Source organism: Sorangium sp. So ce693, assembly GCF_051521375.1.
GTDB lineage: Bacteria > Myxococcota_A > Polyangia > Polyangiales > Polyangiaceae > Sorangium > Sorangium atrum.
Map to the genome: position 1 here is coordinate 3,843,818 of NZ_CP150347.1, position 13,683 is coordinate 3,857,500.

Annotated in this window: 14 protein-coding genes (1 of these 14 running past the window's edge); 11 read left to right on the top strand and 3 right to left on the bottom strand. The window is 71.8% G+C overall.

Translation table 11 applies throughout. The features are described 5' to 3' along the window. Positions 1–27: 27 nt before the first annotated feature. A complete protein-coding gene (locus WMF14_RS14695; RefSeq protein WP_272103487.1) occupies positions 28–231 on the bottom strand; it encodes a hypothetical protein in 204 nt (67 codons plus the stop codon). 153 nt (positions 232–384) lie between these two features. Here WMF14_RS14695 and WMF14_RS14700 point away from each other — a divergent pair, with 153 nt between their 5' ends. Further along, on the top strand, positions 385–882 hold the full coding sequence (locus WMF14_RS14700; RefSeq protein ID WP_437801543.1) for a hypothetical protein: 498 nt from the start codon (positions 385–387) through the stop codon (positions 880–882). A 471-nt stretch (positions 883–1,353) separates the two neighbouring features. Here WMF14_RS14700 and WMF14_RS14705 read toward each other — a convergent pair whose 3' ends face one another. Next, positions 1,354–3,426, bottom strand: coding sequence for a protein kinase domain-containing protein (locus tag WMF14_RS14705; protein ID WP_437801544.1), 2,073 nt, complete (start codon positions 3,424–3,426; stop codon positions 1,354–1,356). A 326-nt stretch (positions 3,427–3,752) separates the two neighbouring features. Between WMF14_RS14705 and nadC the strand changes: the two genes are divergently transcribed. From nadC to WMF14_RS14720, 3 genes are all read left to right on the top strand, one after another. After that, positions 3,753–4,604, top strand: coding sequence for a carboxylating nicotinate-nucleotide diphosphorylase (gene nadC, locus WMF14_RS14710; protein WP_437804211.1), 852 nt, complete (start codon positions 3,753–3,755; stop codon positions 4,602–4,604). Beyond that, positions 4,601–5,422 carry a biotin--[acetyl-CoA-carboxylase] ligase gene (locus WMF14_RS14715; RefSeq protein ID WP_437801545.1) on the top strand — a complete coding sequence of 274 codons (822 nt, stop codon included), beginning with the start codon at positions 4,601–4,603 and terminating at the stop codon, positions 5,420–5,422. Before nadC ends, WMF14_RS14715 begins: the two co-directional genes overlap by 4 nt. A 117-nt stretch (positions 5,423–5,539) precedes the next feature. Further along, on the top strand, positions 5,540–6,193 hold the full coding sequence (locus WMF14_RS14720) for a radical SAM protein (protein WP_437801546.1): 654 nt from the start codon (positions 5,540–5,542) through the stop codon (positions 6,191–6,193). Between the two features lie 63 nt (positions 6,194–6,256). Here the strand turns inward: WMF14_RS14720 and fbp are convergent, their stop codons facing one another. After that, positions 6,257–7,300, bottom strand: a complete 1,044-nt coding sequence (gene fbp / locus WMF14_RS14725) for a class 1 fructose-bisphosphatase (RefSeq protein WP_437801547.1) — start codon at positions 7,298–7,300, stop codon at positions 6,257–6,259. Positions 7,301–7,609: 309 nt separating this feature from the next. On the opposite strand from fbp, the gene WMF14_RS14730 reads away from it, so the two are divergent. From WMF14_RS14730 to WMF14_RS14760, 7 genes are all read left to right on the top strand, one after another. Further along, on the top strand, positions 7,610–8,536 hold the full coding sequence (locus WMF14_RS14730; protein WP_437801548.1) for a class I fructose-bisphosphate aldolase: 927 nt from the start codon (positions 7,610–7,612) through the stop codon (positions 8,534–8,536). Between the two features lie 301 nt (positions 8,537–8,837). Beyond that, positions 8,838–10,322, top strand: a complete 1,485-nt coding sequence (locus WMF14_RS14735; RefSeq protein WP_272103498.1) for a leucyl aminopeptidase — start codon at positions 8,838–8,840, stop codon at positions 10,320–10,322. Positions 10,323–10,325: 3 nt separating this feature from the next. Continuing rightward, a complete protein-coding gene (gene ttcA / locus WMF14_RS14740) occupies positions 10,326–11,177 on the top strand; it encodes a tRNA 2-thiocytidine(32) synthetase TtcA (RefSeq protein WP_437801549.1) in 852 nt (283 codons plus the stop codon). 9 nt (positions 11,178–11,186) lie between these two features. Then, positions 11,187–12,029, top strand: coding sequence for a hypothetical protein (locus WMF14_RS14745; RefSeq protein WP_437801550.1), 843 nt, complete (start codon positions 11,187–11,189; stop codon positions 12,027–12,029). A gap of 91 nt (positions 12,030–12,120) precedes the next feature. Next, positions 12,121–12,303 (top strand): hypothetical protein, encoded by a 183-nt coding sequence (locus WMF14_RS14750; protein ID WP_157906650.1) that lies wholly within the window; start codon positions 12,121–12,123, stop codon positions 12,301–12,303. A 116-nt stretch (positions 12,304–12,419) separates the two neighbouring features. Further along, a complete protein-coding gene (locus WMF14_RS14755; protein WP_437801551.1) occupies positions 12,420–13,283 on the top strand; it encodes a peptidylprolyl isomerase in 864 nt (287 codons plus the stop codon). Then, positions 13,280–13,683 carry the 5' portion of a hypothetical protein gene (locus tag WMF14_RS14760; RefSeq protein ID WP_272103505.1) on the top strand. It continues 250 nt past the right edge of the window, so the window shows 404 of its 654 coding nt (coding positions 1–404); its start codon is at positions 13,280–13,282; its stop codon lies off the right edge, out of view. Before WMF14_RS14755 ends, WMF14_RS14760 begins: the two co-directional genes overlap by 4 nt.

Sequence of the window (13,683 nt, forward strand, 5' to 3'; positions counted from 1 at the left end):
CCGGCGCGCCGTCCCGGGGAGCGCGGCTCAGCCGCCGGCGCGCTTCGCGTACTGGTACGCGGTGTAGGCGGAGATCACGTGGCAGATCCAGCCGAGCCAGCCGCCCGAGCCGATCCACAGGCCGGGGGTGACGATCAGCCAGAAAATGCAGCGCAGGAACGCGCCGTTGTAGAGCTGTCCAACGCCCGGAATAAGGAAAGAAAGCACGGCGGCGGTCCCGGATTTGCTCATGGCATCGGAACCTGATCACCGTGACCGCCCTGTCAAGCGGGCTCGTGCAACCTCGGCACGGACCCGCCGCGCCGCTGCGAGCGGCACAGCGGGCGGCGCAGGACAGCTCAGTGGCTGCCTGGCAGGACGATCCTTCGACGACCCGTCGAGGACGTGGAAGGGGTCGGCGCTGGGGTCGTCGCCGTGGCGGTGGGTGCAGGGGTCGTCGCCGTGGCGGTGGGCGTCGGGGTCGTCGCTGTGGCGCTAGGCGCAGGGGTCGTCGCCGTGGCGGTAGGTGCAGGGGTCGTCGCCGTCGGCTTGGGTTGTGTTTGCGCCGTCGGCTTCGGGGCTGCCACGGGGGCCGGCTCCGCCGCGGGCGGCTGCGGCGCGGTCGCCGCGGGGGTGGCGGCCGTCGGCGGGGGAGGCGCCGGATCGCCGGCGACCGACGCAGGCGCCGGGGGCGCCTCGATGGGCGTCAGCGCTGCGGCATCTTCGGACGACCCTCGGCTGCGGATCACGAAGAAGGCGGTCGTCAGCCCTCCGATGAGCACGAACGCGCCGATCCCGATCAGCGCGAGCGTCGGGCCGGAGCTCTTCGCGCGAGGCCGTGCGGGGATCGGCGCCGGGTACAGCGCGCCGCCACCCGGCGGCTGGGGAGCGCCGCCGGCATGAAAGCCCGGCGGTCCGCCGGCTCCAAGGCCACTCGGGGCCCCGAACGGCGAGCCGCCGTACGGGCTGGGAGGTTGGGGCGGCTGCCCGTAAGCGCTCCCAGCTCCAGGAGGGCCGCCGTAATTCGCTGTCGCACCGGGGCCGTACGGGCCGGGTGCTCCGGGCGGCGGCGCGCCGTAAGGGCCTGCGGGAGCGCCGTAAGGGCCGGGCGTTCCGGGGGGCGCGCTGTTGGTCCCGCCTTCGACGAGGGTCCGCGGGACGGCTGCGCCAGCGGCGTTCGGATCATGCGGCGCGGTGCCGGGCGGCACGGGAAAGGCGCCCTGCGGCGAGTTGAGCCCTGCGAGCGGAGGCTCGCCGGGCACGGTCTTGCCAGGGCCGTACATGCCGCTCGGGGGCGCAGGCCATCCCGGCGGCGGACCGCTATTCTGGTTGCTCATCGAGATCGCATCCTACCTACCGTACGCGTCGGGCGCGTCAGTTGTTGGGTACGATGATCACGCGTCGTCGAGGCCTGTCCGGCGGCGTGGTGGTGGTCGGGTTCGTCGTCGGCGGGCTCGTCGTTGGCGGGCTCGTCGTGTTCGGCTGGGGGTTGGCCGGCGGCTGTGCGCTGGTCGGCGCGGGGAACGGGAACGGCGGCAGCGTCGACGGGATGACCCAGGGAAGCTGGGGGATGATCGTCGTCCCGCTGGGGCGCGTCGTCGGCGCCGTCGTGGTCGTCGGCGCTCCCGTCGTGCTCGGCGGCGCCGGCGGCTTCGCCGTCGTGGTCGGCCGGGGCTGAGGTTTGGCGACCACGGGCGGCTCAACAGGAGGCGGCGTCACCGCCGGGGGCGTCACGGCGGTGGGCGTCGTCGCGGGCGGGCTCGGATCCGAAGGCACCGTGTTGGCCGGCTGGAGGGTCGGCAGGGCCGGCCCCACGTCGGCCTGCTCCTTCCGGCTCAGCTCGTTGGCGATGTACAGACCGCCGACGACGGCTCCCGTGATCCCCGTGGCGAGCAGCAGGATGGCGAACAGCGAAGTCCCGCGTCGTGCGGGCCGCTGCGCGCCGTGCGCCGACGCGCTCTGCGAGATCCTCGGCAGCGGATCCATCGGCGCCGTCCCAGGGATGTAGCCCTGCGCGCCGCCGCCATACGCACCGCCATACCCTGGCGCTGGACCGCCGTTGAATCCGCCGCCCGGGACCCCGCTCCTGTCCATGAACGGCGCGCCTCCGACCGCCGTCCCTCCCGGGCGCGGCGACGCATCGAACGGTCCCGGCTCGTGGCTCGTGGCAGGCACCCCCTGGGGGGGAGCGTAGGGGGCGGCGCTCACGGTCGCCGGCTGCGCGATCTGGGGATAGCCCCCTTGGGCGAAGTACGGGCCTGAGGCGGGCTCTGGCCTCGGCGTGAACCCTGGAGCCGACGCCGAGGAACCACGGGCATCCGAGGAGAAGCCGCCCATGGGGGTCGAGGGCCCGAGACCGCCCGGGGGGCCGCTCGACGCGTGCTGCGCGCCGCCGTCCTCCGGCGGAATCGTCTTGGGAACGGAGCTGGTGCGACCGTCCCCCATCGCGTTGGTCGCGGGCGCCGCCGCGGAGGGCGTGAGCATGCCGGGCGCTGCGAGGGCTGCTGCCAGGGCGGCCCCGGACGACCGCGCCATGCTGACCTCGGACGGCGCAGGGGTGAGCGCCGACGGGGCGCGGGCGGCCCGGGCGAACGGCTCCAGGGCGCTGCGGAACTCGGCGGTGGTCGCGAAGCGATCCGGCGGCGAGGCCGCCATGGCGCGGTGGACGGCGGCGCAGAGGCCGGGCGCGAGCTCCGGCGCCAGGTCGGAGAGCCGCGAGATCTGGCCCGAGAGGTAGGCCCCCGCGATCTGCTGCGGCTCATCGCCGCCGACCGGCCGGCGGCCGGCCAGCATCTCGAAGATGATGACCCCCAGCGAGAAGATGTCGGCGCGCGCGTCGACGGAGTCCGCCGAGTAGGCCTGCTCGGGCGCCATGTACTCGGGGGTGCCCATGATCACGCCGGGGCGCGTCAGCCCGCGATCGAGCTCCCCCGTGACCTTCAGCTTGGCGATGCCGAAGTCGAGCAGCTTGATGAGCGGCTCTCCCTTGGCCGTCTTCGTGATGATCACGTTGTCCGGCTTGAGGTCCCGGTGGACGACGCCCGCGCGATGGGCGGCCTCGACGCCCTCGAGCATCTGCATCGTGTACTCGAGCGCGTCGGGGTACCCGAGACGGACGCCTGCGCGGTAGAGCTCCTCGTAGAGGGTCTGGAGCGTCTTCCCCTCCAGGTACTCCATCACGATGAACGCCAGGCCGGACGCCGTCTGGTCGACGTCGCTGACGCGAACCACGTGCGCGCTCTGGATCTGCGCGGAGACGCGCGCCTCCTGAAGGAAGCGCTGCACGAGGCCGGAGCGGCGGGACAGCTCGGGGTGGAGAAACTTGAGGGCGACCGTCGTCCCCAGCACCTCGTGGCGGGCTTCGTAGACGCTCCCCATGCCGCCATCGCCGATGAGGCGCACGAGTCGGTACTTGTTGTTGATGACCTGGCCTGCCTGCGGACGCATCGATCTCCGTTGAGGGCGCTGGAGTTGCTCGGAGAGTCTCACAGGCTGGTAGACGAACGTCAGCCCCATTTGTGCGACACAGCGTCGCGATGATCGCGATCCGCCCTGCTTTTCGGCGCCGCAAGCCCCATCCATTCCCGCCCGCGTCCCGTCCAGGGCGCCCCTACGGCTGAGGTCGAACGCTCCAGCATGCACGTGCCCCTGCAAGGAGCTGTGGTGACGCGATGCGTTGTCGGGGTTCGTGTGGGCGCGACAGCGCTGATGCGCGCGTGCGGGACCGAGTATACCTGGGAGCGCCGCGTGGGAGCGGCGCCGAGGAGATGCCTGTGCTGGCTGCGCCGTTGCTCGATGCCCTGATCGATCGCTCTCTGGAAGAAGACCTCGCGGGGGGTGATCTCACCACCGAGGCGTGTGTCGAGGCTTCCGCGCGCGCGACCGCGAAGGCGGTCGCGCGCAAGCCGCTCGTCGCGTGCGGGGGCGACGTGTTCCTGCGCGTCTTCCAGCGCCTGGATCGGCAGGTGGAGGGCGAGGTGCTCGTCGCGGACGGCACGGCCGTCGGCGCCGGCACCGTGCTGTGGGCGGTGCGTGGCCGCGCGCGCTCGCTCCTCAGCGCGGAGCGCACCGCGCTCAACCTCGCGCAGCGGATGAGCGGCGTCGCCTCCGAGGCGCGTCGCTACGCCGAGGCGATCCCGACCGGGTCGGGCGTGCGCATCACCGACACCCGCAAGACGACGCCCGGTCTCCGCGGGCTGGAGCGCTACGCGGTGCGCGTCGGCGGCGCGCACAACCACCGCGACAGCCTGGGGAGCGCCGTGCTCATCAAGGACAACCACATCGTCGCGGCGGGCGGCATCGCGACCGCCATCGCCCGCGCGCGGGCGCGCGCCCCGCACACGACGAAGGTCGAGGTCGAGGTCGCCTCGCTGCAGGAGCTCGATCAGGCGCTGGCCGCCGGCGCCGACATCATCATGCTCGACAACTTCACGCTGGCCGACGTCAAGGTCGCGTCCGCGCGCGTGCGGTCGGCGCAGCACGGCCGGCCTCTCCTCGAGGTCTCAGGCGGCATCACGCTGGAGCGCATCCCCGAGCTCGTCGCGGCAGGCATCGACGTCATCAGCGTCGGGGCGCTGACGCATTCGGCGCGCGCCGCCGACATCGCGCTGGATCTCTCGCTGTGAGGCGGCTCGACGGGGAGGCGATCGAGCGCGAGCTCTCGCGGCTGGGCGCGTCGTTCGGGAAGCCGCTGGCCGTGGCGGCCGAGACCGCGTCGACGAACGACGACGCGCGGAGCGCGGCCGCTGCCGGCGCCCCGCACGGGGCTGCGTTTCTGGCCGACGCGCAGACGCAGGGTCGGGGGCGCGGCGGGCGCTCCTGGCACTCTCCGCCCGGCGAGAACCTCTACCTGTCGGTGGTGTTGCGCCCGAGCCTGCCGGCGAGCCGCGTGGCCCCCATCGCGCTCGTCATGGGGCTCGCCGTCGCGTCCGTCATCGAGCGGCGGCTCGCGCCTCTTCCGTCCCGCGGCGCGTCGGCCGACGGCCCCGTCGTCGAGGTCCGGCTCAAGTGGCCCAACGACGTGCTCGCCGGGGGCCGCAAGCTGGCGGGGATCCTCGTCGAGGCCCAGCTGCGCGGCGAGTCCGTGAGCAGCGTGATCGTCGGCGTCGGGCTCAACGTCCATGCGTCGAGCTTCCCGCCGGATCTGTCGGCGCGGGCCACGTCGCTCGCGATGCTCGGGATCGCCGACGTCCCGCGCGAGCTCCTCGCCGCGGAGCTGCTCCAGGCGATCGGCGACGCGGCGGCGAGGTTCGAGGCAGGAGAGCTCGCGCCCTTCGCGGAGGATCTCGCCCGGATGGACTGGCTGCGCGGCCGGCGCGTCGAGGTCGCGGGTGTGGTCGGCGTCGCGGCGGGGATCGATCCGGAGGGACACCTGCTCGTCCGCGGCGCGGACGGCATCCTCCGGGCGGTGGCGGCGGGCGAGGTCAGCGTCATCTCCAGCTGAGCGCCCCGAGCCGCTTGCGTTGCGCGCTCGGCGCGGCCAAAGCTTCCGCCCCACCTCGGGTCGCCGGCGGCGCGGCGCCGCCGAGGCCGACCGAGGCTCCTCGGAGGCGTCGCTTCCTTGAAAGAAGACACCCTCGTCGTCCACGAAATCTACGCCAGCGTGCAGGGCGAATCGACGTTCGCCGGGCTGCCGTGCACCTTCGTCCGGCTCACCGGCTGCAACCTGCGCTGCGCCTGGTGCGACACGGCGCAGGCCTTCTACGGCGGCAAGCGGATCCGCCGCGGCGAGGTCCTGGAGCGCGCGCTGGCCCTCGGCACGCCGCTCGTCGAGCTCACGGGGGGCGAGCCTCTCCTTCAGCCCGGGTCGTTCCCGCTCCTCGCGGAGCTCTGCGACGCGGGCCGGACGGTCCTCGTCGAGACCAGCGGCGAGGCAGACGTGTCGCGCGTCGATCCGCGCGTGCACAAGATCATGGACCTGAAGGCACCTGGCTCGGGGGAATCCCACCGGAACCGCTGGTCGAACCTGGATCACCTCACGCCGCGCGACGAGATCAAGTTCGTGCTCGCCGATCGGGCGGACTATACGTGGATGCGGGAAACCATCCGCGAGCGGCGCCTCGACGCGCGCGGCGTGACGCTGCTCGCCTCGTGCGTCTGGGGCAAGCTGTCGCCGAAGGAGCTCGTCCAGTGGGTGCTCGACGACGGCCTCCGCGTCCGGGTGCAGGTCCAGCTCCACAAGGTGATCTGGGGAGCGGACGCGCAGGGGGTCTGACCCGCGGGTGGCCCCCCGCGCTGCGGCTCGTGGCGGTGAGGGCGGCGTCCTTCTCTCGCAGCCTCAGCCCTCGCCGCGCACAAATTGCTCGAAATCTTCGACGTCGCGGGGCGAGCCGAGGACGAGCGGCACGCGCTCGTGGAGCGACCTCGGGACCCTGTCGAGGATGCGCTCGGCCCCTGTGCTCGCCTTTCCGCCCGCGGCCTCGAAGATGAACGCGAACGGGTTCGCCTCGTAGAGCAGCCGCAGCTTTCCCTGGCCGCTTCGATCGGCGGGGTACGCGAAGATCCCGCCCTTGAGCAGCGTCCGGTGCGCGTCCGCGACCAGCGATCCCACATAGCGTGCGCCGTACGGCCGCCCCTCGTGCTTGCTGTCCTCCTTGATCCACGCGTTCCAGCGGCGCACGCTCTCCGGCCATCGCGCGCTGTGGCCTTCATTGATGGAGTACGTCGAGCCGCGCTCGGGGATCCGGATGTTCTCGTGAGAGAGAAAGAACTCTCCCACGGTCGGGTCGTAGGTGAAGCCGTGCACGCCGCCGAGGCCGGTCGTGATGACGAGCAGGGTCGACGAGCCGTAGAGCACGTAGCCGGCCGCGACCAGATCGCGGCCGGGGCGGAGGAAATCCGAGGGATCGGCGCCCATCTTTGCGTCGCTCTTCCGGAGCACACCGAAGATCGTGCCGATCGAGATGTTCACGTCGATGTTGGACGAGCCGTCGAGCGGGTCCACGACGACGATGTACTTGGCCCGTGGGTCCGTGCAGAGGAGCCTCATTTCACCGAGCTCCTCGCTCACCACGGCCGCGCAGTGCCCGCGCCTTCCGAGCACGCTGAGCAGCGTCTCGTTGGCGACCTCGTCGAGCTTCTGCACGACCTCGCCCTGGACGTTGGTCTGTCCCGTGTATCCGAGCACGTTGGCGAGGCCGGCCCGCCGGACCTTGGACGTCACGAGCTTCGCCACCAGGCCGAACTGGTTCAGGAGGGAGGTGAACGCCCCTGTCGCCGCGGGGAACCCGAGCATTCCTTCGAGGATGTACGTCTCGAGCGTGATCCCGATGCGCGACGGCGCCTCCGGCGGCTTCCAGCTCAGATCCCGTTGGTCCGACATGATCCCTCCGCGTTGTCGGCGAGGACGTTACCGCCCCGCCACGTGCTCGCGCTCGCGTCCGCCGCTGTGGCCCCCGAGGCGGACCGGCGCAGTTTCGAGAATTGCGTATCCGATGCCTTCGTACAACATCCTCGGAGCGCTGGACCGCCCGCGCGTTGGGCTCGATACGTTCGTCCAAGTCCTGAAGATGCGGCCCGAGCCCGCTCGTCCGAGCACCCCGAGACACGGAGCCGCGGGCAGGGCGGGGGAGTCCACGCCCCAGGCGGGTCACGCGCTCCCGGCGCAGCAGCATCCTCGACGGAGTGATTCATGGCCCTCACCACCCGTGTAGAGCAGATCCTCTCCTGGTATGCCTCCGAGAACCCAGGCACGCTGACGAACCTCGTCAGGCTGCTCAACCATGGCGCGCTCGCGGGCACCGGAAAGCTGGTGATCCTGCCCGTGGACCAGGGCTTCGAGCACGGTCCGGTGCGATCGTTCGCTCCCAACCCCGAGGCCTACGACCCCGACTACCACTTTCAGCTCGCGATCGACGCCGGGTGCAACGCCTATGCGGCGCCGCTCGGGTCGCTGGAGGCGGGCGCGGCCAGGTTCGCGGGGCAGGTCCCGCTGATCCTGAAGCTGAACAACAGCGACACGCTGGCGAAGGTGGAGCAGCCCGTGTCGGCGGTGACCGGCTCGGTCGAGGACGCGCTCCGCCTCGGCTGCGTCGGCGTCGGCTACACGATCTACCCTGGGTCCGGCGCGAGAAACAGGATGTACGAGGATCTTCGCGAGATCACCCTCGAGGCCAAGCGAAGAGGTCTGGTCGTCATCGTCTGGAGCTATCCGCGCGGCGCCGGGCTGTCGAAGCAGGGCGAGACGGCGATCGATGTCTGCGCCTATGCGGCGACGATCGCGGCTCAGCTCGGCGCACACATCATCAAGGTCAAGCCGCCGACGGCTCATATCGAGCAGGAGGAGGCGAAAAAGATGTACGAGAAATACAGCATTCCCATCCAGACACTCGCCGACCGGACCCGGCACGTCGTGCAGGCGACCTTCGGCGGCAAGCGCGTGGTGATCTTCTCCGGCGGCGAGTCCAAGGCGACCGATGCCGTCCTCGAGGAGGTGCGCGAGATGGCCGCGGGCGGCTCCTTCGGGTCGATCATGGGGCGCAACGCGTTCCAGCGCCCACGCGCCGAGGCGCTGCAGCTCCTCGCCGGCGTGATCCAGATCTACAGGTCGGCGCGCTGACGCCCCTCGATCCGACGCTCGCGCCGGGCCTCCTCGGACCCGCAGTCCGGCGGTCAGCGCTGCGCTCGGCGCTCCGACGGCGCGCCACCGAGCGCTAAGCCTGCGCGGAACCACGCGGAACCGCGCAGGACCGTTGTGGGACCGCGCGGCGGGAGCGGGACCGCGCGCCCGGGAGCGGGAGCGCTCTCCCGCCCGCACCTCGGGCCGACCGCCCGCGGGCATCGTCCACGTCGACGGGGTTAGCCCTTCGTGATTAGATGCCGCGCTGGACACCCTCCACATCCCGGGCTCAGGAGACCGCATGCCGATCAAATTGAACCTCGCCTCGTCCGATCCGCTGAGCATCGCCGTCGACGTCGTCGTCATCGGCGTGCCCGAAGGCGCATCGACGGGTGAGGGCGTGCTGGCGAGGCTCGTGGCGGCGCTGGGCGAGTCGGTGACCCACCAGGTCAAGCGTGACGACTTCACGGGGAAGAGGGATCAGAGCATCGATTTCGCGACGCACGGCGCGTTGAAGCCCGGCCGGGTGCTGCTGCTCGGGCTCGGGTCGGGCAAGGTCACCGACGTCGAGTGCAGGCTGCTCGCGGCGAAGGGAGCGCGCTTCGCGAACGGCGTGCGCGCCGAGAGCGTCGCGGTCGTGGTGCCCCCCGGCGTCGAGCGCGCGGAGCGGGCCGCCGCGGAGGGGCTCGTGCTCGGGGCGTACCGGTTCACCCGCTACTTCACGGGTGATCGTCGGCCCAAGGTCGAGCTCTCGCGCGGCACCGTGGTCATCGAGGGCAAGGTGGGCAAGGCGGCGCGCGATGCCGTCGCGCTCGGCCAGCAGGTCGGGGAGGCGATCTGCGTCGCGCGCGACCTCGTCAACGAGCCGCCGAACGAGGTTTATCCGGAGGCGCTCGCGCGTGTCGCGGTGGACGTGGGCAAGCAGCACCAGCTCAAGGTGACGGTGCTCGACAAGGCCGCGCTCATCAAGCGGGGCATGAAGCTCATCATGGCGGTGGGGCAGGGGAGCGCGAGGGACCCCCGGCTTGTGCACATGGTCTACGCTCCTTCCGGGAAGCCGAAGGGGAGGCTGGTCTTCGTGGGCAAGGGGCTGACCTTCGACAGCGGCGGGCTCTGCATCAAGCCGGCTCAGGGCATGGAAGAAATGAAGGGCGACATGGGCGGCGCCGCGAACGTGATCGCGCTGATGGCCGCCGTCGCGGCCGCCAAGCCGAACGTCGAGGTGCACGGCGTCATCGGCGCGGCAGAGAACATGCCCGACGGCGCGGCATACCGGCCCGGCGACATCTTCGGCTCTCTGGATGGCAGGACGGTCGAGATCATCAACACCGACGCGGAGGGGCGCCTGGTCCTCGCCGACTGCCTCGCCTATGCGCGCGCGCTGAAGCCGGACCTCATCGTCGACAACGCGACCCTCACGGGCGCGTGCGTCGTGGCCCTCGGGCCGACCGTGTCGGGCTTCTTCTCGAACCGCGAGGAGGTCGCGGAGCGCCTGCGGAGCGCCGCGAAGGCCGCGGGCGAGTCGATGTGGCAGCTCCCGCTCATCGAAGAGCTCCGCGACGGCCTCAAGAGCGACTGGGCCGACATCAAGCACACGGCCGACCGCTGGGGAGGGGCCATCACCGCGGCCTTGTTCCTGCGCGAGTTCGTGGGAGACGTCCCCTGGATTCACGTGGACATCGCCGGCCCCTCCATGGCGAGCAAGCCGTACGGCATCTTCTCCAAGGGCGGGACGGGCCACGGCGTGCTTACCTTCCTCCGCCTCATCGAAGGCTTCACCGGCTAAACCGTGCAACTCCGCCGCAAGCTCGCGCGCGCCATGGGGCGCGCCATCACCGACTTCGACATGATCGCCGACGGCGATCGGATCCTCTGTGCTGTCTCGGGGGGCAAGGACAGCTACGCAATGCACGCGCTCCTCGTCGACCTCGCGCGGCGCGCGCCGGTCCGGTTCAGCGTGATCGCGGTCAACATCGACCAGGGGCACCCTGGCTACCCGGGACACCTCCTCACCGACTACATGGCGGCGGGCGGCCACGAGTTCCGGATGATCTCCGAGGACACCTACTCGATCGTCACCGAGAAGATCCCCGAGAACAAGACGTACTGCTCCCTCTGCTCCCGCCTGCGCCGGGGCATCCTGTACCGCATCGCGCGCGAGCTCGGCTGCTCGAAGATCGCCCTCGGCCACCACCGTGACGACGCCGTGACGACGCTGCTCCTGAACCTGATCTTCGCGGGTCAGCTGAAATCGATGCCGCCGAAGCTCATCTCCGACGACGGCGACAACATCGTGATCCGTCCGCTGATCTACTGCGCCGAGGCCGAGCTCGCCGCGTTCGCCGCCGAGGAGCGGTTCCCGATCATCCCCTGCGACCTGTGCGGGTCCCAGGAGAACCTCCAGCGCAAGGCGGTGAGCCAGCTCCTCGCGGAGCTCGACGCGCGTCACCCCGGGACGCGGCAGAGCATGCTCGCCGCCCTCGGCAATGTGCGCCCGAGCCACCTCTTCGACACGGGCCTTTGGAAGCGGCTCGGGCTCGAGGTCGCCCGGGAAGAGGGGAGCGCAACCGACGAAGCTGGCGCGGCTGCGCCAGCGCCGGACGTGCTGCCCGTGGGCAACCTCCTGAGAAACCTGGCCTAGCGCTCGCTCATGAGCACGGATGCCCCCGGCGCCATCTCGATCGGCGCTCCGCGCGAGGAGGAGTCCACCGCGTCGGCCGCCGTCGATCGCGGCGGTTCGTTTACGCGCGAGGTCGACGAGGCGTCGGGCTCGAACCGCCCGGAGGCGCCGCTGCCGGGGCCGGCGCGCTTCGACCTGGGTCTGGGCGGCGGGCGCGCCCCGCAGGCGTTGCTCGCCGCGGTCGTCGCCTGGATGATCACGGTCGCGCCTGCGGGCTTCGGTCGTGGCGCGCCGGTGTTCGCCAGCATCGCCGCCGCGCTCGCCTTCCTGTGCGGCGTCGCTGCGCCGCTGCTCGCCGCCACGCACCGCCGGCTCGCGCGGCACCTCGGCATCTCCGTCTTCCTCGCGCTGGTCACGCTGACCTGGCTGCTGGCTTCTCCTTCCCTTCAGCCCTCCCGCCTCGACCCGGTCCGCGCGGCGATCGGCGCGATCGCCTGGGGCATCTTCGCGCTTTCCTGGCGCGATCGCTGGGATGTGCGGCGCCAGCCGGAGCCGGAACCGGACGCCCCTCTCCTGCAGGCCCGAGCCCACCTTCCTCCGCTCGCGACGGCGATCGTCGCGTTCGGCGCGCTCGTGAGCCTCGCGATCCTCGTGCTCGCGTGGCGCGTCCGGGACCCGGACCGCGCCCTCTTGGCCCAGGCCGTCGCGGTGGCCTGCGCTGTCGGGCTGATCACGGCGGCGTCCGGCGTCGCGGTGGCCCGTGGCCGCCGGCACACGGCCGGCGCACGGCGGCTCCCCCACCGAGCCGTTCGGCACCTGGTGGTCCTGATCGTCTTTGCCGTCCTGGGGGCGGTCGCGATGACGCTGCGATGAGCGAGGGGCGCGGCCGTGGCCTCCCGGCTGCCGCTCCTTGGTGTCCCGCATCCCCGCCGGTTCCCCATCAAATCGCGTTACACTCATGGGCGTGTCCCGCGCAGTCGATGTGTTCGCGGTCCTGCTCCTCGTCGCCGCAGCGTTCTCCTTTGCCTTCGGGGTTCACGCGCTCGGTGATCGCCAGGATTTCAAGGCGATCTACCTCCTCGTGATCGGCGGCCTCTCGCTCAAGGCGTCCACGGAGATCCTTCGTCCCCGCGGGGGTAGCGCGTGAGCCCCGGGCGCCGAGCGATCGCGGCCGTCGCGTGCCTGTGCGCGTGTGCGGCCTGGGCTGCTCTATCGACGTCCGCGAGGGGGGCGGCGCCGCTGCCGCCCGACGTGGCGGCCCGCGTGGGCGCGAGCGACGTCGCCGTCGACTCGGTAGCTCGCATCGCGGCGGCGCAGCAGCTCCCGCCTGCGCAGGCCCGGGACGCGGCTGTCCGCGACGCGCTCTGGGCCGCCGAGGCACGAGCCCGCGGCCTCGAACAGGAGCCCGACGTGCAGCGCGAGATCAGCCTGGTGCTCGCCCGTCGCATGCTCCACGGCCTGAAAGAAGAGGCGGCGAACGCCGGCCCGGTGACCGACGACGAGCTGCGCGTCGCCACCGAGCGCCACTGGCTCGATCTCGATCGTCCCGAGGGGTACCGCACCGTGCACGCCGTCGTGAAGCTCTCGGAAGACGCTGGCGAGGCCACCCGTGACAAGGCGAAGGCGATCGCCGACGCCATCCGGACGGCCGTGTCGTCTTCGCGCGAGGTCGCTCAGCGCACCGAGCCGCCCCGCGCCGCGGGGACACCGCAACCGCCCCCCGATCCGGCTGCAGAGGTGTTCATCAGCGCCGCGAAGGGCGTCCCCGCCGAGGGCTTCGAGGTCGTGGCGCAGGCGCTCGCGCCGGTGACGGAGGCGGGCCGCGTGCTCACGCCGGAGCCGCAGCAGTTTGACCCCGCTTTCTCCCGCGCGGCCGCGTCCCTCGTCGCGCGCGGCGATCTCACCGCACCGATCAAATCGGCCTTCGGCGTGCATGTCATCATGCTCCTCGAGCGCATCCCGGCGCAGGTGGTGCCTGTCGAGGAGCGGCGCGGCCTTGTGCGCGACGAGGTCGTGGCGGACCGCGCGCGCGCCGCCCAGTCGAGGTTGCTCGAGGTGGCACGGCGCGAGCCGAAGTTCGCGGGGCCCGTCGACGCGCTGCTCGAGCTCGTGCGGATCGAGCCATGACCACCTCGCGCAACGGAGGTCGCAACCGGGCCCGACGCCGGCTTCCACGTGACCAGGCGCCGTCCTCCTTCACGTCGATCCTCGAGGATCTCCTGTGCGCGATCCCGGGCGCTCACGCCGCCGCGCTCGTGGATTTCGAGGGGGAGACCATCGACTACGCCGGCGGGCTCGAGCCCTACGATGTGAAGGTGACCGCGGCCCACTGGCAGATCGTGCTGGCCGAGGTCGCAGGCTCGCGCCTGGGGGTGTCGCGCCAGATCACGGTGCGCGCCCACCGCAAGAGCTACATCGTGCGCCAGCTGCAACCGGAGTACGCCTTGGTCCTGGTGCTGCACCCGCGGGCCGCCTTTGCCGCGTCCCACCGCGCGTTGCAGGAGGCCGAGGCGCGGCTCTGCGCCGA

Bases quoted from the DNA above. Each gene is read 5' to 3' on its own strand.
- WMF14_RS14695 (WP_272103487.1), bottom strand. From the start codon at position 231: ATGAGCAAATCCGGGACCGCCGCCGTGCTTTCTTTCCTTATTCCGGGC.
- WMF14_RS14705 (WP_437801544.1), bottom strand. From the start codon at position 3,426: ATGCGTCCGCAGGCAGGCCAGGTCATCAACAACAAGTACCGACTCGTG.
- fbp (WP_437801547.1), bottom strand. From the start codon at position 7,300: ATGTCGGACCAACGGGATCTGAGCTGGAAGCCGCCGGAGGCGCCGTCG.
- WMF14_RS14730 (WP_437801548.1), top strand. From the start codon at position 7,610: ATGGCCCTCACCACCCGTGTAGAGCAGATCCTCTCCTGGTATGCCTCC.
- WMF14_RS14735 (WP_272103498.1), top strand. From the start codon at position 8,838: ATGCCGATCAAATTGAACCTCGCCTCGTCCGATCCGCTGAGCATCGCC.
- WMF14_RS14745 (WP_437801550.1), top strand. From the start codon at position 11,187: ATGAGCACGGATGCCCCCGGCGCCATCTCGATCGGCGCTCCGCGCGAG.